At 49.2% G+C, this 25,830-nt stretch carries 20 protein-coding genes and 1 riboswitch; of the genes, 4 read left to right on the forward strand and 16 right to left on the reverse strand.

Annotation, left to right across the window (positions count from 1 at the left end; translation table 11 throughout):
* Positions 1 to 662: 662 nt before the first annotated feature.
* The 5 genes from DXC51_RS06390 to DXC51_RS06420 all read right to left on the reverse strand — a co-directional run bounded on the left by DXC51_RS06390 (position 663) and on the right by DXC51_RS06420 (position 7,716).
* Positions 663 to 1,646 (reverse strand): LacI family DNA-binding transcriptional regulator, encoded by a 984-nt coding sequence (locus DXC51_RS06390; protein ID WP_021638192.1) that lies wholly within the window; start codon positions 1,644 to 1,646, stop codon positions 663 to 665.
* Between the two features lie 989 nt (positions 1,647 to 2,635).
* A complete protein-coding gene (locus DXC51_RS06405) occupies positions 2,636 to 3,013 on the reverse strand; it encodes a DUF3783 domain-containing protein (RefSeq protein ID WP_025488793.1) in 378 nt (125 codons plus the stop codon).
* A 93-nt stretch (positions 3,014 to 3,106) separates the two neighbouring features.
* Positions 3,107 to 4,519 (reverse strand): aldehyde dehydrogenase, encoded by a 1,413-nt coding sequence (locus DXC51_RS06410; RefSeq protein WP_278336970.1) that lies wholly within the window; start codon positions 4,517 to 4,519, stop codon positions 3,107 to 3,109.
* Between the two features lie 24 nt (positions 4,520 to 4,543).
* A complete protein-coding gene (gene pdxR / locus DXC51_RS06415) occupies positions 4,544 to 5,959 on the reverse strand; it encodes a MocR-like pyridoxine biosynthesis transcription factor PdxR (RefSeq protein WP_021638179.1) in 1,416 nt (471 codons plus the stop codon).
* A gap of 74 nt (positions 5,960 to 6,033) precedes the next feature.
* Positions 6,034 to 7,716, reverse strand: a complete 1,683-nt coding sequence (locus DXC51_RS06420) for a glutamine--tRNA ligase/YqeY domain fusion protein (RefSeq protein ID WP_330413810.1) — start codon at positions 7,714 to 7,716, stop codon at positions 6,034 to 6,036.
* Positions 7,717 to 8,217: 501 nt separating this feature from the next.
* On the opposite strand from DXC51_RS06420, the gene DXC51_RS06425 reads away from it, so the two are divergent.
* From DXC51_RS06425 to DXC51_RS06435, 3 genes are all read left to right on the forward strand, one after another.
* Positions 8,218 to 9,222, forward strand: coding sequence for a DUF975 family protein (locus DXC51_RS06425; RefSeq protein ID WP_021638175.1), 1,005 nt, complete (start codon positions 8,218 to 8,220; stop codon positions 9,220 to 9,222).
* A 128-nt stretch (positions 9,223 to 9,350) separates the two neighbouring features.
* Positions 9,351 to 9,923: a hypothetical protein gene (locus DXC51_RS06430; protein WP_147332344.1), complete on the forward strand. Its 573-nt coding sequence runs from the start codon at positions 9,351 to 9,353 to the stop codon at positions 9,921 to 9,923.
* Positions 9,924 to 10,231: 308 nt separating this feature from the next.
* Entirely contained in the window at positions 10,232 to 11,053 is an 822-nt protein-coding gene (locus DXC51_RS06435; RefSeq protein WP_021638172.1) for an Rpn family recombination-promoting nuclease/putative transposase, read from the forward strand.
* Positions 11,054 to 11,206: 153 nt separating this feature from the next.
* Here DXC51_RS06435 and DXC51_RS06440 read toward each other — a convergent pair whose 3' ends face one another.
* Together DXC51_RS06440 and DXC51_RS06445 are read right to left on the reverse strand one after the other, a co-directional pair.
* Entirely contained in the window at positions 11,207 to 12,385 is a 1,179-nt protein-coding gene (locus DXC51_RS06440; RefSeq protein ID WP_021638171.1) for a phosphoribosylaminoimidazolecarboxamide formyltransferase, read from the reverse strand.
* 15 nt (positions 12,386 to 12,400) lie between these two features.
* Positions 12,401 to 13,114, reverse strand: a complete 714-nt coding sequence (locus tag DXC51_RS06445; RefSeq protein WP_025488787.1) for an IMP cyclohydrolase — start codon at positions 13,112 to 13,114, stop codon at positions 12,401 to 12,403.
* A 125-nt stretch (positions 13,115 to 13,239) separates the two neighbouring features.
* A riboswitch (ZMP/ZTP riboswitch) is annotated at positions 13,240 to 13,318 on the reverse strand.
* A gap of 167 nt (positions 13,319 to 13,485) precedes the next feature.
* Here DXC51_RS06445 and DXC51_RS06450 point away from each other — a divergent pair.
* A complete protein-coding gene (locus DXC51_RS06450; protein ID WP_021638169.1) occupies positions 13,486 to 14,916 on the forward strand; it encodes a glycosyltransferase family protein in 1,431 nt (476 codons plus the stop codon).
* Between the two features lie 103 nt (positions 14,917 to 15,019).
* Here the strand turns inward: DXC51_RS06450 and DXC51_RS06455 are convergent, their stop codons facing one another.
* From DXC51_RS06455 to DXC51_RS06495, 9 genes are all read right to left on the reverse strand, one after another.
* Positions 15,020 to 17,449, reverse strand: a complete 2,430-nt coding sequence (locus tag DXC51_RS06455; protein ID WP_021638168.1) for an ABC transporter permease — start codon at positions 17,447 to 17,449, stop codon at positions 15,020 to 15,022.
* Complete coding sequence (locus tag DXC51_RS06460) at positions 17,449 to 18,132, reverse strand: ABC transporter ATP-binding protein (protein WP_025488782.1); 684 nt, start codon at positions 18,130 to 18,132, stop codon at positions 17,449 to 17,451. The genes DXC51_RS06455 and DXC51_RS06460 overlap by 1 nt, the downstream gene beginning before the upstream one ends.
* 130 nt (positions 18,133 to 18,262) lie before the next feature.
* Positions 18,263 to 19,360, reverse strand: coding sequence for a sensor histidine kinase (locus DXC51_RS06465; RefSeq protein WP_035323038.1), 1,098 nt, complete (start codon positions 19,358 to 19,360; stop codon positions 18,263 to 18,265).
* 213 nt (positions 19,361 to 19,573) lie between these two features.
* Positions 19,574 to 20,269 (reverse strand): response regulator transcription factor, encoded by a 696-nt coding sequence (locus DXC51_RS06470; protein ID WP_035323035.1) that lies wholly within the window; start codon positions 20,267 to 20,269, stop codon positions 19,574 to 19,576.
* Between the two features lie 31 nt (positions 20,270 to 20,300).
* Positions 20,301 to 21,050, reverse strand: coding sequence for a biosynthetic peptidoglycan transglycosylase (locus tag DXC51_RS06475; RefSeq protein WP_102288583.1), 750 nt, complete (start codon positions 21,048 to 21,050; stop codon positions 20,301 to 20,303).
* Positions 21,051 to 21,179: 129 nt separating this feature from the next.
* Entirely contained in the window at positions 21,180 to 21,782 is a 603-nt protein-coding gene (locus DXC51_RS06480; RefSeq protein ID WP_021638163.1) for a TetR/AcrR family transcriptional regulator, read from the reverse strand.
* A gap of 290 nt (positions 21,783 to 22,072) precedes the next feature.
* Positions 22,073 to 22,684 carry a sugar O-acetyltransferase gene (locus DXC51_RS06485; RefSeq protein WP_035323032.1) on the reverse strand — a complete coding sequence of 204 codons (612 nt, stop codon included), beginning with the start codon at positions 22,682 to 22,684 and terminating at the stop codon, positions 22,073 to 22,075.
* Positions 22,685 to 23,256: 572 nt separating this feature from the next.
* Complete coding sequence (gene guaB, locus DXC51_RS06490; protein WP_025488777.1) at positions 23,257 to 24,711, reverse strand: IMP dehydrogenase; 1,455 nt, start codon at positions 24,709 to 24,711, stop codon at positions 23,257 to 23,259.
* Positions 24,712 to 24,991: 280 nt separating this feature from the next.
* Positions 24,992 to 25,486, reverse strand: coding sequence for a DUF6106 family protein (locus DXC51_RS06495; protein WP_021638158.1), 495 nt, complete (start codon positions 25,484 to 25,486; stop codon positions 24,992 to 24,994).
* Positions 25,487 to 25,830: the final 344 nt, after the last annotated feature.

Genomic DNA, 25,830 nt, shown 5'->3' on the forward strand with positions numbered 1-25,830 from the left:
TCTTACTCCTCCTTAAAATTGGGTAGCAGATATCTCTTCTGCTTACTGATTACAATTATGTCACATTTACTCTGTAATAATTGTCTGCATGAACTTGAATCGATTCATATCGTGCTTTAACAATACCACCCTGCAATATAATTGTCAATAACTTATTTTAATTTTTTTGTATATAAATGATATTTTTATATATTCAGCCTCATAAAATACATCTATAATTGTGCACTTTGAAAATATAAAACGATTCATAAATTGTTATTTTACATTTTTGCACCATTTTGTGAATCGATTCACTTATTGTTGATATTTTATACGCCTGCAACGGAAGCATTAAGCCTGTAGAATCACCGTTTCTTCCTTCCCCGGCAGCCGCATTTCCTCTTCGTCAGGCTCGTCATCTGCCGGATAAAATAAGTATCCGGCAGTAATTTTTTTACTTTTGAAATCAATTGTGGAAAAAAAGTGAACTTTACATACAAGTGAAACAGACACAGATGTGACAGATTTTTACCCGATAAAAAATACGCCGGCTTATACTGCTTCCTGTAAAAACAGGCACGAAAGTATAACCGGCTATATCATATTATCATATAACAGTCCGCAACAGATTACATCATGAATTTTTGCCATACATCTTTGCCATACATCAGTCCGGCAATGTATCAGGTAGTCTCCCTGCGTATCAGAGTAACCGGAAGGGTTGTACGGCTTGGCACCAGTTCATTACGGTTTGCCCGGATAAGCATCTCCACCGCAAGCTGTGCCATTTCGTCCACAGGCTGCCGGATCGTGGTAATGCTCGGTGTGGTCATGGAAGCGAGGCCGCAGTCGTCAAAGCCCACCACCTTCACCTGCTCCGGAATACGGATCCCCTTTTTGCCGCAGATCTGTATGACCTGAGCGGCAATAACGTCGCTGCTTGCAAAAATACCGTCAATCTCCGGATGAGCCTCCAGTATCTTTTCTATATAGCTGTGATAATCCAGGGAAGCATATAACCCGGCATCCTTTTCCCGTCCCGGATCCAGAAACTCCAGGCCCTCGCGCAGACAAACCTCCATGAAGCCCAGCGCTCTGTCATCAGCGGGCATATTTTCCTCATTTTCTCCGCCCAGATATACCACTTTCCTGCAACCGCGCTCTAAAAGGTGTTTAGCCGCCAGACGGCCACCCTGGCGGTTATCACATTCCACCGCAGCCGTCCCGCTTTCAAGAAACCGTTCCACCGTAACCAGCGGCACGCCCAGTCCTTCAAAACACTGCGTTTCCACCCTGCCGCTGCACAGAATAATTCCTGCCACACGGCTGCCCTTACACATTTCCAGGTATCTGTCCTCTTTTTCGTCCCGCTCTCCGGAATTAAAAAGAAGAAGCTTATAGCCGCTTTTGTAAGCCGCCGTTTCCAGACTGCTCAGAAGTCTGGCAAAATAAGGATGATCAATGTGAGGCACAATCACACCGATTGTATTTGTCGTCTGTTTGGAAAGGGATCTTGCAAGCTCATTGGGCTGATAATTCAGCCTCTTCATCGCTTCATAAACCCTTTCCCTCGCATCTGCGCTGATATAGCCGCGATTATTCAATACTCTGGAAACCGTGCTTACAGTCAGCCCGGTTTCCTTCGCCACATCCTTCAGTGTTGCCATACTCTCCTCCGGTCAGCCGCTTTCAAATGCCGCTTTTTCAATCCTTTACCTGAATTTTTATTTATTATACGTAATTGTTCAGTATCCCTCACAGTTACTGCTAAAATCCATTCTAAATCACCTTTGGCGATGGATTTCAGCGCTCCTGAAGCACTTCCTTACAGTTATAATGTCGTCTCAGCATTATTATATCATAAAGAAGGAAAGGCGCAATCTTCTGTTCCAAATGCAGACCGTTGCCATAAAAGGCTGCCGCAACGCAAATCCCAGGCTGCATCTCCCAAAAACCACACTTTTTCCTCACATAGTTTTCTATAACAAAAAAAACCGTATGGGTCATCGCTGGCCCATCCGGATTATGAAAAAGAAGGGGGGGGTTAGGGACGTTCCTCCGGGGGGAATCCTTTGGAGCGCCCCTTATTTCTATGGTAACGATATCTTCCGGGTTGAAAGATATCGGGAGGGGGCTGTTTACAGCAAGACAATTTATTTATAAAAAAGGGGGGGTTCACCGCCGTCAAACAACTGTCCAAACACAAAGAAAAGGGAGGGGGAAAAAGTGTTCTATGGAGCTGTTCTGGGGAGACAGCGGTGTTTTTATTGGGGTATGTCTTACTGTGCTTAGATAATAACATGGTTTTTTTTCTATGTCAATCGGTTGTCATAAGAATCGTTGTTTTCCACAAGTGTTTCCTTTTTCAGATTCAGTTTTTGTTAATTTTTTAACCCTCTTTTTTTCACCACTTGTGCCGTTTTCCGCACTTTGTCATGTTTCTTTCTGGAATCAGCGCCGAATTTGTCCGATTTTTCTCCGGCATGTTCTTATGACAAGCGGTTGACATTCCTTATTTACATAAAATTTATCTGTATTTTTGCAGGTCCAGCCGCTCATATTGCTCTGTCGGCGCACAATATAACAGCAGCCCGGCAGGCTGCTGTTATATAAAGGCTTCCATATATTGGGGGAAACTCCGATCTCATTCAAATGCTCAGCGCTTCCCATGCATCTGGGCATGTTCCTTTTTCAGCTCCTCAAACAGCTGCAGGGAACTCCAGACCTGATTGGTTTCCGTAAGGACAGCCTTCAGGCCTACCCCAGCCAGTCCGTTCTGACGGAAGGCGTCCAGCGCCTTATCGATATCGTCTCCGATGAATCCCGCAAAAACCACCATTTCCTGCTCCAGCTGGGGGCCTTCATATACTTTTCCCAGCGGAAGGATTCCCGGTAGTCCGGCAAGATAGCCCAACGGATATCCGTATTCTTCCTTTTTTACTTCACGAATCCGAAACGGCAGCTTTTCCAGGGCTTTATGCGCCTGTGCCAGCCGGATTCCTTCAAAATGATACAGCAGAACCATTTTCTCCATATTCGCTCCCATCTGCGTGCCGGGCACGCGCTTCCTTCACTGCAGCGGGCAGAACTGTAATGTTTTGTGCTTCACAGCTGCCGCCCTGTCAGATTATTTTAAAAATTTCCGCATCAGCTTATCCTTCGTTTTCGTATATGGCATATAGCGGACAGGCAAATCCATCCAGGTGGATTTATTCACAACGGACTTTTCATGGCTGAAGGTTTCGAAGCTCTTTTTTCCATGATAGGAGCCCATGCCGCTCGCCCCCACGCCGCCGAAGCCCATACGGGAAGTGGCAAGATGGATGATGGTATCGTTGATGCAGCCGCCGCCGAAGGAAAGACTGCCCGTAATCCGATCTGCCGTCTCCCTGCTGTTTGTAAACAGGTACAGCGCAAGCGGTTTGGGCCTGTCCGTCACGAACCGCTCCACCTCGCTGATATCCCGGAACGTCATTACCGGCAGCACAGGCCCAAAAATTTCCTCCTGCATCACCGGCGCATCCGGGCTTACATCCTTTAAAACCGTAGGCGCGATCTGTAAAGTTTCCCGTTTTCCGCAGCCGCCGGTGACAATCTTCTCGCCCTGCACAAGACCCAATACCCGATCATAATGCTTTTCATTGATCATTTTGGGATAATCAGGGTTGCTGAAGGGCTGTTTCCCGATCATTTTATCAATCCATTTCACCAGATAACCGATGAACTCCTCCTTCACCGATTCATGGACAAAACAGTAATCCGGGGCTACGCAGGTCTGTCCGCTGTTTAAAAACTTGCCGAACACAATCCTTTTTGCCGCCAGGGAAAGCTTTGCATCCCGATCCACAATACAGGGGCTTTTTCCTCCCAGCTCCAGCGTGACAGGAGTCAGGTGGGCTGCGGCCTTTTCCATCACCAGGCGTCCCACCGCCACGCTTCCGGTAAAGAAAATATAGTCAAACTTCTGTTCCAGGAGCCGGGCGTTTTCCTGCCTGCCGCCCTCCACCACCGCCACATAATCCTCCTGGAAGGTCTCGCTGATAATCCTTTTGAGAATGGAAGAGGTTGCCGGCGCATAGGCCGAGGGCTTAATAATACAGCAGTTACCTGCCGCAATGGCTCCCGCCACAGGCTCCAGGGACAGCATAAAGGGATAATTCCAGGGAGACATGACAAGCGCCGCGCCGTAAGGCTCCTGCACCACATAGCTTTTGGCATGAAACTGCGCCAACGGCGTGCGCACCCGTCTGGTTTTACTCCACGCGGCCGTGTTCTTTATGAGAAAACGAAGCTCGCTCAGGGATAACCCCACTTCCGTCATGTAGCCCTCAAAGGCGGATTTGTGCAGATCCGCATACAGCGCCTCATTGATTTCCTTTTCGTATTTCACGATGGAATTCTCCAGCTTCTGCAGGGCTGCTATGCGGAAGGCCACGTCCTTCGTACGCCCTGTCCGGAAAAAATCCCTTTGTCTTTGCACCAGTTCTTCTATTTCCATACCCTTGCTCCTTTCAGCAACTGCGCCCGGCTCCCGTAACAGTTCCGTCAACTGTGTTTCCCGTTCCTACAGCACTTCCCTAAGCCTGCCAATCCCTTCCCTGATCTCTTCTTTCCCCAATCCGGCATAGCCGATTAATAACGTAGCCTCCTGCTCCAGGGCGGGTCCCAGCGACGCTTCATGCAGCCCGTAAAGCCTGACTCTTTTCTCCTCCGCCCGCCGTAAAAGTGCTTCCTCCTCCACATGCTCCCTGGAGGTGAGCAGCACATGCAGGCCCGCATATTCCCCGGACAGACGGTATTTTTTCAACAAAGGCTTCAGCTCCTCCAGGAGGATATCATGCTTTTCCTTATACAGCTTGCGCATTTTGTTCAAATGACGTTCGAACGCGCCGCTTCGTATAAATTCGTTCAGTATGGTCTGATCGATCCGGGACACCGTGGAGGAAAAAAAGCCGCACTCCTTTTCATACCGCTTCAGCAGCGCAGGCGGCAGCACCATAAAGCTTACGCGGATCGCCGGCGCTATGGACTTGGAAAATGTACCGATATAAATCACCTTTCCCGCCGTATCCGAAGCCTGCAGGGACGGCACCGGCTTGCCCCGGTAACGGAATTCACTGTCGTAATCATCCTCAATCAGATACCTGTCCGACGCCCCCGCAGCCCATTTCAAAAGCTCCATCCGCCTGCCGATAGGCATCACCACGCCGGTGGGATATTGATGGGAGGGCATACAGTAGGCTACATTTGCTCCGGAAAGCGCCAGCTGCTTCACGGAAATCCCGTTTTCATCCACAGGGACAGTCACCACCCCGGATGCAAAGGACGAGAAAATACGATAGGCTCTCCGGTAGGAGGGATTTTCAAAGGCCACACAGATATCCCTGCCCAGAATGTATTGCAGAAGAAGCAGAAGATAATCGTTTCCCGCACCCACGATAATCTGCTCCGGGGATGCATTCACCCCTCTTGAGGAATGAAGATAACGGCAGATAGTCAGGCGGAAATCCTTGTCCCCCCTCGGTTCTCCCAGCGCAAACAGTTCCTTCCTGTCACCGCTTAGAATCTCTTTTGTTATTTTCCTCCATGTTCCGAAGGGAAAGGCGCTCATGTCAATGGCGTTGGGAGAAAAATCGTAATCAAAAGCCTTCTGCTGCTTTTGCTGCAGGTCGGGTTTGTCAGCGCCATCCCCCTTCTCCCGGGAAAGCTCCGACATCATCTGGTAAAGCTCCTCCACCCGGCACACATAATAGCCCCGGTAAGCGGAGGCTTCTATATACCCCTCCGATAGCAGCTGCCCATAGGCAAGCTCCACCGTGCTGCGCGCCACCTGCAGATATTCCGCCAGGGAACGCGTGGAGGGAAGCTTCTCTCCTGCAAGAAGCTTCCCCTCCTTAATTTCATCTCTGATGTATTCGTAAATCTGTTCATACAGATGTCTGCTGCCGTCCTCCGTCAGCTGTATTGCCAAATCATTCATATTTTTACCTGCTGCATATCACAGGTCCTCCTGTGATACTGCATCACCCAGTAATTGGAAAGCGCCTTCCCGGCTTAGCCCTGTTTGGGCAGCTTGAAAGAGCTCTTCAGGGATACGATACGGTTGAACACCGGCGCGCCCGGTTTGGAATCCTTATAGTCCGCACAGAAAAAGCCCTGCCTTACAAACTGGAAGCTCTCATAAGGAGCCGCCTCCTTCAGGGAAGGCTCCAGATAGCATTCCTTCACGATCAGAGAATTGGGATTCAAATTCAGGCTGCCGTCTTCATTATAAACGCCCTTCTCCTCATCAATGATATTCTCATACAGCCTCACCTCAGCCTTGAAGGCCTTATCTGCGCATACCCAGTGAATGGTTCCCTTCACCTTACGGGCATTGAAGCCGCTGCCGGATTTGGTTTCCGGATCGTAGGTACAGTGCACCACCGTCACATTGCCGTCTTCGTCCTTTTCAAAGCCCGTGCAGGTCACAAAATATGCGTTCATCAGGCGCACCTCATTGCCGGGGAACAGACGGAAATACTTCTTTGGCGGTTCTTCCATAAAATCGTCTCTTTCGATATACAGCTCTCTCCCGAAAGGAATCTCACGGCTTCCCAGTTCCTCATTTTCCAGGTTGTTGGGAGCCTCCAGCATCTCAATCTGTCCTTCCGGATAATTGTCAATCACCAGCTTAACAGGATCCAGAACCGCCATGACTCTGGGCTTCTTCAGCTTCAAATCCTCCCTGATGCAGTACTCCAGCATAGCGTAATCCACGGAGGAGTTGCTCTTGGATACACCACAAAGATCCACAAACATCTGGATGGACTCCGGCGTGAAGCCTCTTCTTCTAAGGGCAGCCACGGAAACAAGCCTGGGATCATCCCAGCCGTCCACGATGCCTTCCTCTACCAGCCTCTTGATATAACGTTTTCCCGTTACCACGTTGGTAAGGTACATTTTTGCAAATTCGATCTGCCTGGGGGGCTGCGGATATTCCAGTTCCCTCACAACCCAGTCATACAACGGCCTGTGATCCTCAAATTCCAGCGTACAAATGGAATGCGTAATCCCTTCAATCGCGTCCTCAATGGGATGGGCAAAATCATACATGGGATAAATGCACCATTTATCTCCCGTATTATGGTGGCTCATATGCGCCACACGGTAAATTACCGGATCACGCATGTTCATATTCGGGGAGGTCATGTCGATTCTGGCGCGCAGCACCTTTTCCCCGTCGGCATACCTGCCGTTTTTCATATCTTCAAACAGCGTAAGATTTTCTTCCACGCTTCTTGCGCTGGCAGGATCCTCCTTGCCGGGCTCTGTCAGCGTACCTCTGTATTCCCTGATCTGCTCTGCGGAAAGATCGGATACATAAGCCTTTCCCTTTTTGATCAGCTTAACAGCAGCCTCATACATCTGGTCAAAATAATTGGAGGCAAAGAAAAGCCTGTCCTCCCAGTCTGCGCCCAGCCACTTCACATCTTCCTTAATAGATTCCACGAATTCCTGCTTTTCCTTGGTGGGATTCGTATCATCAAAACGGAGATTGAATTTTCCGCCGTATTCCTTTGCCAGACCGGAGTTTAAAAGGATGCTCTTGGCATGTCCGATATGCAGGTAGCCATTGGGCTCCGGCGGGAAACGGGTATGCACCGTATCATAGACACCCTCTGCCAGGTCCTTGTCAATCATCTGCTCAATAAAATTCTTGCTTATCTCACTGCTCATGCTCTTTTTCCCGCCCATACGGCCTTCACAGCTCCTGTAAGCCTGCGCTGCCTGTCTTTCCGGCGGGTACTCCCTCCTTGAACCATACTTTATTATAATCTGTAACTGCATTATCTCAGCGGCGGGTAAAAATGTAAAAATCCATGTCCCATCGCCTACAGAGGCGGATTTTTACCTTCCGGCGCTGCACTTTTTCATGATCTGCGCAGCCGATGCGCAGACCTGCTGAATAGCTGTTAAAAATTATCTTATCACAAGTATTCGGAATACGCAAAGAAAAAATACGGGAAAGCCCCGTTTTTATCAGGTTTCCAGTAACACTTCAGCATCCGGGCCAGAGAGCGGGTTTCCGGAAATATTACCATAGTATTGTTCAACGTATATTCTTTTCCGTTTCGCAGTTAATAACTTAATTATTGTAAAATTTTCATATCCTCTGTAGCGCATCCTCCGGCACAGTGCTATAATGATTTCATATTTTGAAAATCAAAATACATATCTTTTGAGGAGGAACTAAAAATGGATCGTGTACAACTCAAAATGGATGCCAAAGCTGCCATGCAGCAGGCCAATCCTCATCCTGTCCTTGTAACTCTGGTATATCTGGTAATCCTTACAGCAGTCAACTTTGTGGTTTCCATGATGTCCGGCTTTTCCTCGCTGTTTACGGTCCTGGTAACGGACCCGGATGCCGCAGCCGCTATTTCCCTGGGAATGCTCGTTCCTTCCCTGCTGCTGTCTCTGGCCGCGACCCTGGTTATCGGCTTTATACAGATGGGCTACACCGCCTATACGCTTCGCGTGGTGAACCGGCAGCCTGCAGGCATTAATGATTTATTTGCCTATGCCCGCTACTGCCTGAAAATCTGGGGACTGACCATCGTAATGGGCATTTTTGTAATGCTCTGGTCCCTGCTCTTCTGGTTCCCCGGCATCATCGCCTATTACCGCTATTCCCAGGCCTTTTACATACTTGCGGAAAATCCTGAAAAGGGAATCATGGACTGCATCAACGAAAGCAAGGCCATGATGTACGGACATAAAATGGATAAATTCGTATTGGATCTGTCCTTTATCCTCTGGTATCTTCTGGCAGGCGTCACCTGTGGAATCGCCGGAATCTACGTCACTCCTTATGTCGGAATTACCAACGCGGGCTTCTACAACAGCCTGAAATACGGCGGAAGCTATCAGCAAAACGGCTATGGCCCCAATTATGGAGCTTACCAGCAGGGCGGATTCCAGCAAAACGGTTATCAGCAGGGTCAGGGCGGCTACCAGCAGGGATATGGCCAGCAGGGCTTCGGCAATCCTTATCAGCAGGGCTATGATCCTAATTACCAGCAGAATGCCAACCCGCAGGGTTTTAATCCTAACTATCAGCAGAATGCCAATCCGCAGGGCTTTGACCCCAATTACCAGCAGAATGGTAACCCGCAGGGTTTTGACCCTAATTACCAGCAAAACAGTACTCCGCAGGATTATAATGCGGAAGTCGGTACTGATACAAATCAGCCTGTCTGATAAACAGCTGCTTAAAAGGAATCCGCCGTCATGGGGATTCCTTTTCTTTATTAGTTTTTTTCCACAATCCGGTTCCGGATTACTTAAATAATCCACAATTCACTGCTTTTTACTGAAAGGAGGCAAGTTTGAAACATAAATTATATCACGCAATGATCTCCCTGTGCATCGGTATGCTTTTTGCCGCCTGTTCCGGAAAGCCTTTAGAACAGACGGAGCCTGCCGTTTCTGCTGCTGAATCAACGGAGGCCTCCTTCTCTTGGGAAAGCCCTGTGGAATCCGAAACAGACCAGCAGCTGCCCAACATGCTGTATGCCCGGGATAAGCTTTTTGTCTCCACCGGCAGAAAAGCCATATTAACCTGCGGTACTGCAGACGGCAATATCACTTCCGTCACAGCGCCAAACCAGGAGCCCTCCGAAAACGGACAGGCCAATTTCGGCAGCGTCGGCGCGGACTACGTTTCCGCAGCCGAACATGCAATGGCTGTGGAAATCGATGGAATCTACATTCTTTTCCTGACGCCGGGATGGACAGAATATCAGGGACAATATTTCAGCAAGGAGGAATTGTCACCGGATACCCTCACATGGCTGGATAACTACTACAGCCTGTCTAAGGAGGAACAGCTGGCTATTTCCTATATTCCCGCTGAACTCATCCGTCAGGAGGAACCTCCCCTAGTAACTGAAACGAAATAAAATTAAAAGCAACCAATATAAAGGCCCCGGAAACCACCAGTTCAGATAAACTGAACTGCTGTGTCCCGAAGGCCTTTTTTATCTAACTTTATTTATGAAATTTTTATTTTACTGTCTCTTGTTTTTTTTCGCTGCCCGTGTTATTATTTTTTCGTCTATAATTCTATTTTTATTCCGGCAGTTCTGCCGACAGTTCTCACTCATTTATTTTATTGGAAAGGGAGGGATGCCTTTGTACTGATTTATCTGATTTTCGTTTATATATTGCTATGTTTCCCATACCTGTGATAAAATAAAGGAGATAACAAATGACAGACAAAAAAAGCAAAATGGTTCCGCTCAGCGAACTGACGCTGCTGGATCGGTTTCTTTTCGATGAAGTTATGGAAAATGAACAGATACACCAGCTCATTCTTGAAATTATATTAGGAAAGGATATCGCCCTCCTGACCAGGGCCGAAACGGAAAAGGAACTGCGTACAAGCCCGCTTCTGCGTTCCATCCGCATGGATGTCTTTTCCATGGACGAAGAAGGATTCATCTACAATACGGAAGCTCAGAAGCAGCCCAGGCCTGACTTGCCCAAAAGAAGCCGTTACTACCAGGGTCTACTGGATTCCTCGCTGCTGGAACCCGGTTCCGTACATTTCAATTTACTGAATGATTCCTTCATTATCATCATAACGCCCTACGATGTTTTCGGACTGGGAAAATACCGCTATACCTTCCGCGCCAGATGCGACGAGAATACTTCCTGTATTCTTCCTGACGGCGCAACGCGGATTTTCCTTAACACCAAAGGAACCAACAGGGAGGAAGCCGGCGAGGAGCTGGCACAGTTCCTGGAATATGCGGAGAAAACGGACGACATTTCCGCTCTGAATTCAAACAGTGAGAAAATCCTCAGAATTCATGAACACATCCGCATGCTCAAATCCAGCGAAGAGATGGGAGTGAAGTATATGCAGGCATGGGAAGAAAAATTGCAGGTACTGGAGGAAGGCCTTGAAAAAGGAATTCAGCTTACAAAAAAAGTCCTGAAGCTTTCCGCGGAGGGCCGCAGCGAATCGGAAATTTCCGAACTCTGCGACATCTCTCCTGAACAGGTGCGCAGAATTCTGGACGCATAATTCCTGCTGTAAAAAATGGCAAAAAGAGGTGTTCTTCCGGCTGCCCGCCGGGAGAACACCTCTTTTACCATAACAGTTCAGAAACCAACTATTACCACTAACTATAGCCGCACAGCTATACAACCGCACAGCCTCCTGTACGGCTTTATTTTATCAATGATGGAACAGCCTGATTCCTGTAAATACCATAGCCATGCCATATCTGTTGCAGGCATCGATTACCGCATCGTCACGAACGGAACCGCCGGGCTGAACGATATATTTTACGCCGCTTCTGCGCGCGCGGTCGATGTTATCAAAGAAGGGGAAGAAGGCATCGGAGCCCAGTGTTACATTTTCCAGCTTCTCCAGCCATTCCTTTCTTTCTTCCCTGGTAAATACGGGAGGCTTTACCTTAAAGGTCTTTTCCCAGATGCCGTCTGCCAGTACATCCATATAATCATCGCTCATATAAACGTCAATGGCATTATCCCTGTCCGCGCGTCCCAGGCCGTCTGCAAACTGCAGGGAAAGCACCTGGGGAGACTGACGGAGGAACCAGTTATCAGCCTTGTTCCCTGCCAGGCGGGTGCAGTGGATTCTGGACTGCTGGCCTGCGCCGATGCCGATAGCCTGTCCGTCTTTTACGTAGCATACGGAATTGGACTGGGTATATTTCAGAGTAATGAGCGCAATCTTCATATCGATCAGCGCTTCCGCAGGAATTTCTTTGTTTTCGGTCACAATATGGGAAAGCAGCTCCTCATTGATATTCAGTTCGTTTCTTCCCTGTTCGAAGGTAATCCCATATACCTGCTTTCTTTCCAATGCAGCCGGCTGGTAGGAAGGATCGATCGAAATCACATTATAATTTCCTTTTTTCTTCTGCTTCAGGATTTCAAGCGCCTCATCCGTATAACCGGGAGCGATAACGCCGTCGGAAACCTCTCTTTTGATAAGCTTCGCCGTATCCGCATCACATACATCGGAAAGGGAAATAAAATCACCGAAGGAAGACATCCTGTCCGCTCCTCTTGCCCTGGCATAAGCACAGGCCAACGGAGAAAGCTCACCCAGATCATCAACCCAGTAAATCCTGGCCAGAGTCTCGGAAAGAGGAAGGCCTACTGCCGCGCCTGCCGGAGACACATGCTTGAAAGAGGTTGCAGCGGGAAGCCCGGTGGCCTCCTTTAATTCCTTTACCAGCTGCCAGCCGTTCAGGGCATCCAGGAAATTAATATAACCGGGTTTTCCATTAAGGACAGTGACCGGAAGCTCGCTTCCATCCTCCATATAAATGCGGGAAGGCTTCTGGTTCGGGTTGCAGCCATATTTTAACTGAATTTCGTTCATCTCATCATTCTCCTGTTATTTATTCTTATTCACGATTCTTGTTTCATAGCTTCCGTTTTCGATATCAATATAGCGGACAAAAAGGGAAACCTTGTTTTCTTCATTCAGGCTGTTCCAGAGCATATCCGTAAATTCATCGATATCCCCTTTGATTTCCACAAGCTTTGGCTCGCCTTCGAAGCTGGGAAGCGGATTGCCGTCATGCATATAAGTATGGATGAAACGTCCCTTCCCCGGCGCAGGATTCTCGTAAGCATAGGTGAAACGGTTGCAGCTGTCAGCACATCCGTCATCACTCTTTAAAATGGACATGGCAAAATTATAATTGCCTTCTCCGATATGCATAATGCCTGAAATACGGGGGGTATAATTGGGGCCGTCCGGTTCGAATTCCCTGCTTCTTAAGGACTGCTCAAAGGTCATCTGCTTATCCATGCCTTCATAAATCGTATCTGTCTGATCCCCGTTGGTCACAATCGTCTTATTCCCCAGCACGCGGACAGGCGCATAAATGATCAGGCTGGGATCCTCCAGCTTGGAAGGGTCAAATGCCTGGGTACGTATCCCCTCTCCGTCCTCTGCAAAAATACGGTTTCTGCTGTTGGAGCTTCTGCCCATAATAAAATAAGCCGCTACCGCTTTTCTGCCGTCAGGCGTCCTTCCCAGAACAATACCTCTTCCGGGATAGGCGTTGCTCCTCAGTTCTTCTTCCAGAGACAATAAATTCATCGCTTCCTCCATTCCGCCGCTTTACGGCTGCTTTTTACAGAATTCTTTCCGCCGGCCCAGGCCTGTCGGACGGTTTTTATTTCCATAGCCTCACACGGAAATAAAAAACCGCCTGGTTACTCCTATAAGGGTACCCAGGCGGCCGGCTTTCTTCATACATACTCCCTGTGGTGCTCCACCAATCCGCCAGTCGTACGTACTACCTTAAATTTAATCGGGCGAAAACGCCCTATATCGACAGTATATCCCATCCTTTTTCCCGTGACAAGTATTTTTGTGGAAATTAAGGCCGATTTCGATTATAATGATTTTAACCGGACAGTTCCGGCAATAACCATACATCGATTATAAGAAGATTACAGGAGCACTCTATGACAAAAATGCGCCGTTTCTATACCAATGAACTTTTTCATGAATTTCTCTTTTTTTCACTTGCGCTGATCTGTATGCTGATCTTTGCCTTTATCCAGCCCTTCGGGGAAGGGCCGGATGAAATCAACCGCTTCCGGGTTGTCCGTTTCATCTATGAGAATGGCAGGCTCCCCAAAGGCGATGATCCGGCGGTGCTCATTCCGGGCTACGGCGGTTCATATGCCTTTCAGCCAATGCTTACCTACATATTGGATGGATACCTGCTGCGCGCTGTCCGTGTATTTACGGAACGCTTTGACGTGCTGCTTGTTACAGCCCGTTTGATAAACGTAGCTTTCGGCATGGCCGCGGCCTTTTTTACCCGCCGCCTGTCCAGGCTGCTCTTTCCTGAAAAAATGACGCAGTGGCTGTTTTCCTGCCTGGTGGTTTTTCTCCCCCAGAGCATTTTTCTGCATACCTATATCAACACGGATTCCTGCGCCCTGTTCTCCGTTATCCTTATGTTCGCCGCTGTGCTGGAGGGAATGAAAAACGGCTTTACACGTTCCACCTGCATCCAGACTGCCGTAGGAGTCATACTGTGCGCGCTTTCCTACTACAACGCCTACGGCGCCGTTCTTGTTACCGTGGTTTTATTTATCAGCTGCTTTATCAGCAAGGTATCCGCCCGGACCATCACCTCCGACGGAACCGCTTCTCCCGTAGACAGCTACCATCTGGAATGGAGGCCTTTGCTGCAGGCGGGCCTGTTTATCACCGCTGTTTTCCTCGTGGGAGCCGGCTGGTGGTTTATCCGCAATGCAATTCTCTATCATGGCGATTTTCTCGGCATGGAGGCCAGAAATCTCTGCGTGGCGGCCTCCTGCACTCCTGAATTCCACCCGGCGCTGCGCCAGACTTACCAAAATCAGGGCATCGGCGTCTTCACCATGATATTCGGAACCGACTATTTTACCCTGTTGGTCAGAAGCTTTGTGGCCATGTTTGGTCCCATGAACCTGCCTACTCACTACTACATTTATGAAACCTACTACCGCATTTTCATCCTGGGCCTGATCTCATGTATGCTTCCCATCGGCCACTCGTTTTACCTTACCTGGCAGGAACAGAAACGCCGCTGGTTCTTCAACGGCTGTATGCTCCTCGCCTGCATTATCCCCATATTCCTCTGCATTTACTACTCCTACACCTGGGATTTCCAGCCCCAGGGAAGATACCTCATGCCCATGCTTCCCGCCTTCATGTTTTTCGTAACCCTGGGCATCCGCAAGCTTGCCTTCCTCCTCCAGGAGCTGGCAGACAGGCTTAAGCTGCGCACCCTTGCCGAAAAACTCCCTGCCATCCTCACCGCCTGCATCATCTTCTTTACCGCAGCCTCCCTCCTCTACTCCGTCCTGCGCGTCGTAGTCCCTCACTACCTCGCAGGCTGACCGTCCGGAACAGACACGGCCGCCGCCGAAGGCCGGAAGGATGTGCAGCGCGGGCTTTAGTGGCAGAAGGGGCAGGTTTCACAGAGGGAGGATTTATTTCCCCCTACTCTGATTTAATACGCTGAATCAATGGCTCCTTCCCACAGTATCTGACCGCCCACACAGAAAACACCATCTGAATTACCAGCAGCAGCGCCGCAAACACAAACACCGGCACAAAAGGGAAATGGAATACCAGCTTCCCGAAGGTGCCCAGCTGGTCAAAGATCCTGCACAGCGTCCAGCCGGCCGCCGTTCCCAGTGTCAGGGTAATCAGGATCGTTCCCGCCACATAGAAAAAGCACTCCGCCTTCAGCATGGCGGAAAGCTGCCCGCCGCTCATTCCCACGGACTGCAGGATACCAAACTCCTGCCTGCGCGTCACCACATTGGTAAGCAGTGTATTCACCAGATTCAGGATACCGAACAGGGCAATGAATACAACCAGCCCGTACAGCGGAAGTTTGATCTGTTCCATGCTTTTTACCATCTGATGCCTGATATCACTCAGGAAATTTATTTCCACATGGTCCCAATCCTCCATCATATCAATAACCGCTTCTTCGATCTGCACTTCCTTATCCGGTTCGCCTTCCACCATATAATGCGTATTGAAATTATCCACCGATTCCTTCAGCAAAGGAAGCAGGGCATCCGGCACATAAAAGAAAGGGACGTCTATTCCCACATGGGGTGATTCAACCAGCCCCATAACCTTTAATTCCACCGTCGTTCCCTGATCCGTTTTCACCTGTATCACATCCCCCAGCTGAGGCTGATAGCCGTAAAAACGGTACATCAGCTTCTCCGAATCACCTGCCAGAACCCCATGCTCCTTCACCAGGATATCATAGTCTATCGTCCCTTCCAGAAGCATGTCGGAATACTTCTCCATCTGCGCCCTGCTCAGGCCGATATTCCGGAAGGAAAGTGTATCCGGATTCTCCCTGGCGTAATCGTTCATCCTGGGAAAAATAAAATTCGATTTACAGCCGCGGAAAACAGCCACATCCGTTACTCCGTCAATTTGTGACAGTTCCCTAAACATTTCATCATCCAGCGGATTGTCCTGTTCCATTTTTGTATAATATTCCGTAGCGCTATCCGCATCAATCTCCTGTGCCCCATTGTCCCCCTGTTCCAGTTCTATGTGGACGCAGCCCACACCAAAGCCTGCTCTTGCCATGGCATCCGCATCCACGGAATTCAGGTAGGAGGCCGCGCACATCAGCAGAATCCCGGTAAATCCCAGAGAGCAGAGCGTGAGCGCCGCCTTTCTTCTGTTTCTGCCAAAATTGAGAAACGCCAGGCTGACAGGCGTGATCCTTCTTTGTTTTCTTTCCTTATTCCGGACCGCCCCGCCTGTAGATACCTCATTGATTCTGACGGCTTCCACCGGAGATACCGAAGAAGCGATTTTTAACGGGGTACGGATAGAAATCATTACAGCGGTCTCTGTCAGTACGGCAATCACTGCCATGCAGGGAATGGAAATACTCCATTTCCATCCCTCCGGTTCCAGCAGGAATCCCAGAAGGCTTCCCAACAGAATTCCCACCGGAATGGCAATACCTGAAACAAACAGGCCTTCCCTGCGCACCAGCTTTTTTATCTGTCTTCTTGTTGTCCCAATGACCCGGAGCCTGCCGTATTCCTGCGTTTTGGCCACCACGGAAATATAAAACAGGCTGTATATCACCAGCGATGTGGCGACTACAATCAGAAGGCAGCAAAAGGCTATTGCCATCACCTTTTCAATAGGCAGATCCTCTCCCATGGTAAAATATGTGGAACTGTAAAAAACCTGCTGTTCCTTCAGCCCGCAGGCCTCTGCCAGCGCCAGCGTCTTCCCCTTCAGGGTTTCCATATCGTCGCCCTCTGTGCCGCGGAGCCGAATATTCAGCGTATATCGGGGATTTCCATCAGTAACGGCATTCAGATATGCCTCGGACACAATGACCCGGTAAATCCTGGCTTCATTCTCCGTATACATCACGCCGCTCACCGTATAATCCCGTTTCACACCGTCGCCCATATCCATATTCAGCGTCTGTCCGGTCTGTATCGGAAGCCCCAGATGCTCCAGGCATCCGCTTTCCACAATAATTTCATTCTCCGTTTCAGGCCAGCTGCCTTCCAGCTCCCCATAGGTCAGGAGGCTTGCCGTCTCAGCATCCACATATTCAATCGTCAGCACATAATCCCTGATCCGGGGCGTGCCCAGGCTGACTTTGACGCCGGAGCGCTCCACTTCGGGACGGTTCTTCAGTTCCTCAACCTTTTCTGCAGATAAATCCGTGAACACGGTCTGATATCTTCCCTTCAGGTAACGGTTCAACTTCGTGTTCTGGCCCAGTATTTTTAAGGACAGCGTCAGCATAAGGCAGGCACTGAAAGCGATGGTGAGAATTAAAAACAGGTTTCTTTTCTTATCCGACTTCAGGCTGTTTACCGCCAGCCTTTTGATAATGCCAGTATTCAGATTCCGGAACATCACACCACCCCCTGCTGCTTTTCAACGATTCTGCCGTCTTCAATCCGCACTATCCGATGGGAAAGCTGGGCAATTTCGTTGTTATGGGTAATCATGACCACCGTCTGATTGAACTGTTCGCTCGTCATTTTTAAAAGTCCCAGCACATCGGCACTGGTACGGCTGTCCAGGTTCCCGGTAGGCTCGTCTGCAAGCACGATGGCAGGTTTGGTTATCAGCGCCCTGGCAATCGCCACTCTCTGTTGCTGCCCTCCGGAAAGATTATTCGGCATGCTGTTCAGCTTTTCCCTCAGGGAAAGCATATCCACAATCCTGTCAAACAAAGGCATATCCACCGATTCTCCGTCCAGCTCCACAGGCAGTACAATGTTTTCATATACATTCAGAATCGGAACCAGATTATAGTTCTGGAAAATGAAACCGATGTTCCTCCTCCGGAAAATTGTGAGCTGCTCGTCATTCATTTCCGCCAGCTCCTTTCCCCGTACTTTCACGCTGCCTGAGGTAGGCGTATCCAGCCCTCCCATCATATGCAGCAGCGTGGACTTTCCGCTGCCGCTGGTGCCTACCACCGCCAGAAATTCCCCCTGCTCCACGGACAGGTTCACTCCGTCCAGCGCTTTCGTAATATTGGGTTCCTGTCCATAATATTTTTTTAAATCCTCTGTCTGTAAAATCGTCATAATTGCTCCCTTCCGCATTGCTTCCCTGCGTCATTTTCTATATACAGATTATAGAAGGGAAATGTTGCGTAAAAGTCACAGAAACCGAAAAGATTTCCTAAGTAAGGACTATTGGATGCGCGGGATGAGGTCAGCGGTTGAGGAGGTAGATGGAAAATGTGGAGCCCTGGTTGGGGGCGGACGTTACTTTTACATAGCCTCCCTGGCGGGTTATGATTTCCCGGGTCAGGTACAGGCCCAAGCCAAGGCCCTGCGTATCGGCGGTGTTTTCTTCTCTGTAGAATCTTTGGAATATAGCGGCGTGATTTGTTTCCGGGATGCCTTTGCCTGTGTCGGTAATTTCCAGGCGTGTGTACATTTCCTGTTTTTCTGCTTTTATATGGATTTTTCCGCCTGAAGGCGTGTATTTTACCGCGTTGTCAAGCAGGTTAAAGATTGCTTCCGCTGTCCATTGGTGGTCGTGGGGCACAATAAGGTGTTCCGGGCATTCCACTTCTACATGTATGTCCTTTGCTTCCGCTGTAAACAGGATGCCGCCCAGGGCAGAGGCCAGCGTTTCGTAGAGGGATTCCTGTTGCTTGCGTATGGCGAGGATTCCTGATTCCAGCCGGGAGGTCCTGACTAGCGCCTGCATGAGGAAGTCCAGCTTCTCCACCTGGCCGTTCATGGCCTCCAGGAATTCTTTTTGCTTTTGGGGCGGCATGGTATGGGTCAGGAGGGTGTTCCCCAGCATTTTCAGATTAGCCGCCGGGGTTTTTACCTGGTGGGAGATATCGGAAACCAGTTCCTGGAGACGCTGTTTTTCTTCTTCCACACGGCTGCGGCTGTTCTGCACCACCTCATAAAGGCGCAGGATCCTGTTCCCAAGCCTGGATAACAGTGTGTCCTCCTCCAAATCTGTAATATTCCGCAGGAGGTGTCCCATTTGCTGCAATGCAGGGCCGGCTGTGTCTTCATACAGAGTATTCCCGGATGCCATCACCGCATCCATCAGTTCCCCTGTTGCGGTCATAAATTGATCCAGGTGTCTGCGCAGGCCGGTGAGAATCAGGCAGCCCCAGCCAACTGCAATGGAAATTGCTGCCAGGCCCATATACAATACTGCTAAAGAATGGGTGTATATAAAAAAGGCCCCTGTCAGAGCCGTTACCATTAAAAATGCCGCGGCGCTGACAGCTCCTGTATAAAGCCGCCATTCTGCGCCGTCCCTGTATTTTTCTTCCGCCATATGCATTTTCTCCCTGTCTTTCCTGCTTTTTTCTACCTGTCTTTCTGTTGTATTTCTGTTATCTTTCTGTTGTCTTTCTGTCTCTCTTACTTTCTGTCTCTCCGGCTTTTCCCTGCGGCAGCCCGGGCGTTCCTTCATCTGCTGCCTTTTAGCAGGCATCCCTGACACGCCGCCGGGGCCGTCCCGTTACAGACGCCGGGGCTGTCCCTGATTTTACAGACGCCGTTCCTGCCGGCCGTTCCACAGATAGCCCATGCCGTATACGGTCTTAATATAGGGGTACTCTCCCTCCAGCTTGCCCCTTACCCGGCTGATTACCGTAGTCAGCGTGTGCTCATCCACATAATTTTCCTGCTCATCCCAGAGCTTCTCCAGCAGCTTCTGCCTGGTGAGCACAATGCCGGGATTACTGGTAAAAATCTCCAGCAGCCTGTATTCCAGCGGCGTGAACTGGATTTCCTTTCCATGATAAACCGTGCGCAGGCTCCGCAAATCGATCCGCAGCTCTCCGTCCTCATAAATGCCGTCCGGCTGCTCCTGCCTGGTTGAGCACAGCTGCAGGAGGGTCTTTACCTTTTTTACCAGGACCTTTACAGGAAAGGGCTTGGATACATAATCTGCGGCACCCAGTTCAAAGCCCTTCAGCATATCCCGTTCCAGATCATTGGCCGTAAGGAAAAGCACTGCCATTGCAGGGAAGTTTTTTTTAAATTCCCGGCAGAGGGAAAAACCGTCACCATCCGGCAGGTTCACATCCAGAATTGTCATATCATACCGCTCCGTCTCCAGCAGCTTTCTGGCCTGTGCACAACTGAATGCGGATGCTGCAGAGAGCTTTTCCTCCTGCAGATTATAGACAAGCGTGGTATTTAACAGCGTATCATCTTCCACGATTAATATTTTCTTCATAGCCGATCCCATCATGCCTTCCTGTACCGGTTTATTGGATTTCCGTCTCACCGGCCATAGCCTGCTTCGCCTGTTCTCCCCATTTGAGGATTTCTTTTGCATCGTCACTTGTCAGATATTTCTGGTCCACCATGCACTCCAGGACGGTGCGCTGTCTCTGAGCCGCCAGCTCGGGTTTGTTGGTAAGCGCATAAACGGAGGGCGCATTGGGAATTCCCGCCAGAAGCGTGCTTTCGAAATCATTCATCTGTCCCGGTTCTTTTCCGAAATAACCTTCGGCAGCATCGTAGACGCAGTAATATCCGCTCCCGAAATAAATAGTGTTCAGGTACAGCTCCAATATCTCGTCCTTACTGTAGTTTTTCTCCAGGTCGAAGGCAACGAACAGCTCCGCCACCTTCCGCAGGAATTTCTTTTCCTGGGAAAAATAAAGATTCTTGGCAAGCTGCTGGGTGATGGAGCTTCCGCCCTCCGCCAGCTTTTTTTCCCTGATATTCGTGACAACCGCCCTTCCCGTAGAGAGGAGATCGATTCCCCCATGTCTGTAAAAACGTTTGTCCTCCACTGCCACCACCGCATTTTTGTAGATGTCAGGCAGCTGGGAAATGGTTGTGTAGTGAGGCTTGGAACGAATTTCCTCCACCTTATCGGCAAGCGGCGTCTCCTGAATTACCTGCTGGTATATCTGGTAGCCCTGCCACACAAAATGCCCGCCTACGGCGCAGGCCGCCAACAGCAGAAGAAAAAATAATGACAAAATAAGCTTCTTAATAAATTTCATGAACAAAAACTCCTTCATCTTTCCGGAACCATCCGCAGGAATTTCCCGATGCAGGGCAAGCTGCACCTGTAAAACACCGGATAGTTACGAGTATAGCATATTTTTTTATTTTATCACCGGAAAGAGTTCTTAAAATTCTTTAAAGTTTTTTTGTATATTCCCGGATTTCAACGCCCCCATACCAAACATCATGATATTTTCAGCCATTTCCGCGATTTCCTCGGCGCTTGTTACCATGCCCTCCGCCAGCCATTTCTGGAGAAGGCCGATACAGCCAGCGCTGACAAAGGCGTAGAAAAATTCAATCTGCTTCGGCGTGGCCGTTTCAAAGTAACGGGAATAGGTCTCCACACATTTTTCCCGTCCAAGGTTAATGAGGCGCAGCGCAAACTCCTTATCGCCGAAATCCCCCAGAGTCACCGTACAGATATCCGCATTTTCCTTCAGGCACTGGAAAATCCCGGTGGTTATTTTTACAGGCGTAAGCCCTTCCGGCTCCATGGACAAAAGAGGCTCCAGCGCTTTCTGAAAATCCTCCATCATTTCCTCTTCCATTTTTTCCAGCAGATCATAAATGTCTGCATAGTGGGTGTAGAAGGTTCCTCTGTTAATCTGGGCCGCTTCGCACAGCTCCTTAATGGAGATGCTCTGGATGGGCTTTTTTTTCAGCAAATCCGTAAAAGCCTTACGGATCAGTATTTTAGTTACTCTGGTCCTGTGATCGTTTCCCATATCGCCGCCTCCTTTTCAAGCTGTATCTGCTGCTGTTTATGCGCAGCAAGCGTGCATACCTGATGTTATATTATCTGCTTTTATGATACCATATTCCTGCAAAAGGGCAAAGGGGATACCGACTGGAACCTCCGAAAGCGGATTCAGGGCAGCGCTGTTTAAATGAAAACGGGCTGATGCGGCCGGATGGGCGGGACTGGAGGCATTTAAGACGCAAAAATTTGGCAGGACTGAATTTTTATTATTTCAGTCCCGCCTCTTTTTAAATATTTTCCTGGCTGCCGTTTTTTTCAGTCCAGGTCGATTTCCCTGTCTCTGTAATAATATTTTCTGTCTTTTTCCCCGATTTCCCTTACCACTTTGCAGGGATTTCCATAAGCCACAACATTGGCGGGAATATCCTTTGTCACAATACTTCCCGCGCCGATTACTGTATTTTCACCGATGGTGACTCCGGGAAGGATGACTGCACCGGCTCCAATCCATACGTTATCACCGATGTTGACCTCAAGATTATACTGGGCCTGGCGGGAACGCAGGAGAGGCTCCACCGGGTGGCCCGCTGTGGCAACCGTCACATTCGGGCCGAACATTACATGGCTTCCTATATTGATTCTTGCATCATCCACCAGGGTCAGATTGAAGTTGGCGTATACCTCATCTCCCATGTAGGTATTGCAGCCCCAATTGGCATGGAGAGGCGGCTCCACGTAGCAGTTTTTCCCCACGCCGCCCAGCAGCTTTTCCAGAAGCTGCGCTCTTTTTTCTCCCTCGCGGGGGCGTGTCTGGTTGAAATCATACAGTATTTCCATGTATTTCGCCTGTTCCTGCAATAAGTCCTCCCCTGTGGGATAGTAAAGCCTTCCGCTTCGCATACGTTCTTTAACTTCTTTTAAATCCATAGCTTTTATGTTTATCCGCATAATCCGGCAGACGATTATGCCCTTTCTGTTTATTTTTCCTGCTGGTTGGGTATATGTTCCTGCACCGCCGTCCGGCGATGTGCAGTGGACGGAACGGACTTTTCAGCCTCCGGGGCTTTTTTCAGCATAGCAGGCTCTGCCACATATTCTCTTTCTGCCTTTCTGCCGGCTTCCTCCCGAAACTCAGACAGCACAATTACGTAATATCATATTGCGATGAACGCGGCGGTTTGTCAACAAATATATTTGTAAATTGTAAACGTTCGGACAGGTCTGCGCATTTACTGCACGGAGCGTACGAATACACAGCAGAAGCAGGCAACCGTACCGGCCTATTGCGCAGCGCTTATTAATGGCCGGATGCCTGCCTGCGGTATAAAAAAGCTGCCCCGTACCGCATTTCTGCAGTTTTCGGGACAGCTTTCCCTGATTCGGCGGGTCAGAAATATTCCACCTGCATATAGTTAGGAGCCTCCAAAGGAAGCTCCATTCACTTCTTTATTCATCCACGCTGTAATTAGGAGCCTCCAAAGGAAGCTCCATTTACTTCTTTATTCATCCACACTGTAGTTAGGAGCTTCCTTGGTGATATGGATGTCGTGAGGGTGGCTTTCCTTCAGGGATGCGGCGGAAATCTTGATGAATCTGCCGTTTTCCTTCAGTTCCTCGATAGTCTGGGTTCCGCAGTAGCCCATACCGGAACGGAGGCCTCCCATCAGCTGGAATACGGTGTCTTCCACAGTGCCTTTATAGGCTACGCGGCCTTCCACGCCTTCGGGTACGAGTTTCTTGGCATCATTCTGGAAATAACGGTCTTTGCTTCCGTTTTCCATGGCGGCGATGGAGCCCATGCCGCGGTATACTTTATATTTACGTCCCTGATACAGTTCAAAGGTTCCCGGGCTTTCGTCGCAGCCTGCGAAGATACTTCCCATCATGCAGACATTGCCGCCTGCTGCAATGGCCTTTGTCATATCTCCGGAATACTTGATGCCGCCGTCCGCAATAATCGGAATCCCATATTCCTTGGCAACCGCATAGCAGTCCATGATTGCCGTTACCTGAGGTACGCCGATACCTGCAACTACACGGGTGGTACAGATAGAACCGGGCCCGATACCTACCTTAACCGCATCTGCGCCGGCTTCAATCAGATCCCTGGTGCCCTCGCCTGTTGCCACGTTGCCTGCGATAACCTGCAGGTCCGGATATTTTTCCTTAATCATGCGCAGACATCTGAGCACGTTTTCAGAATGTCCGTGGGCGGAATCAAGAACAACCACATCCACCTTTGCATCCACAAGAGCGCCCACACGGTCCAGAACATTGGCAGTAATGCCTACGCCTGCACCGCAGAGAAGGCGGCCCTGGGCATCCTTTGCTGAAAGGGGATACTTGATGGTTTTCTCAATATCCTTAATGGTAATAAGACCCACCAGGTTAAAATTGTCATCTACAATAGGGAGTTTTTCTTTTCTGGCTTTGGCAAGAATTTTCTTAGCCTCATCCAGGGTGATTCCTTCTTTGGCTGTAATCAGGCCTTCGGAGGTCATGGATTCTTTGATTTTCTTTGAAAAATCGGTTTCGAATTTAAGATCACGGTTGGTAATGATACCAACGAGCCTGCGTCCCTCGGTGATAGGCACGCCGGAAATGCGGAATTTTGCCATCAGGTTGTCCGCATCCTCCAGTGTATGCTCCGGGGAAAGCGAGAACGGGTCGGTGATGACTCCATTTTCTGAACGTTTTACTTTATCAACTTCCTCTGCCTGCGCTTCAATAGACATGTTTTTGTGGATAATACCAATGCCGCCCTGCCTTGCCATGGCAATTGCCATTCTGTGTTCAGTAACGGTATCCATTCCTGCACTCATCATCGGAATGTTCAGTTTGATCTTCTTTGTCAGCCAGGTTGTCAAATCAACCTGATTCGGAATTACCTGGGAATATGCCGGGACAAGCAGCACATCGTCAAAGGTAATGCCGTCACCTATAATCTGACCCATTTCTTCTCCTCCTGTTTTTTCATTTGAATTGGATTTGACGGTTTTATCCGTTCCGCGGTTCCCATTGCGCTTCGGGTAAGGCGGTTCTGCATCCCCTTTTTCAGAAAGCACTGCCTGGCCGCAGGGGGCTGCCTGAAAAAAGGGGACGCAGAACCGCCTTACCCGAAGCGCAATGGGAACTGCGGAACGGATAAAACCTTAAAAATTGTGAATATAAAACTGCCAGTAAATTACTGACAGTTTTGTGTTTTGAAAAGTGTACCAAACTTGCGGACGATTGTCAATCGGTAAAAACTTTTCTCGGTGCAATTGATTTAATAGCCGCTACCATTTCGGCGTTGGGCTCGAAAATTACCCTCTTTTCTCCATTATATATCATACTGTAGCGGATGTCGGGCTGCTGCTCCACGCCGCTGCTGTAATCCACGACCTTCAGCTGCCTGTTCTTGTAATCATCCAGATGCCAGGACTTGATAGGCGCCAGAATTTCCATTCTTTCCAGGTCAAAGGTCTCCACTTTTTTCCTTCTGGTTCTCGCCATGATCTTGTCCACGGTGAGCTGCTTGTCCACGTACAGATACTCATATTCAAGATTCGCATTCAGGCTGACAAAATAAGCCCCCACTCCGGCCACTACCGCTATAATAAGGAAAACAATCAGTCCCATAAAGCCAAGAAGCCCTGTGATTACGGCGATCCCGATCAGCAGAACCTTCAATGCCGACATTAATCCGTTCGCCTTTTTCTTCACCATGCATTCTACGTAAGTCTCCATTACACATACCACCCTTTATTATTCTGCAATGCCCTTCCGGCATTTTTATCTTCAGGTAATATGATATTACAAAATGCTGTAACATGCAAGCAAGAATCCCTTTTTCCGCCTGGTTTCGCTAAAAATTCACAGGGATTTTAGAAAAATTTTAGAGGTTAGGCAAAACGCTTCATTGACATCATTTGAACAACCGACTATCATATATAAGGAAACAAAAAGCAACAGTTCCGACAGGCCTGCGCATTAACTGCGCTGTCTGTGCGAATACGCGGTGGCAGCTGGCGTCCGGCCCATCACGCAGTATTTTTTACAGCCGGATGCCTACAACAGTTCGCCTGGCTGAG

This window comes from Eisenbergiella massiliensis, from assembly GCF_003435485.1.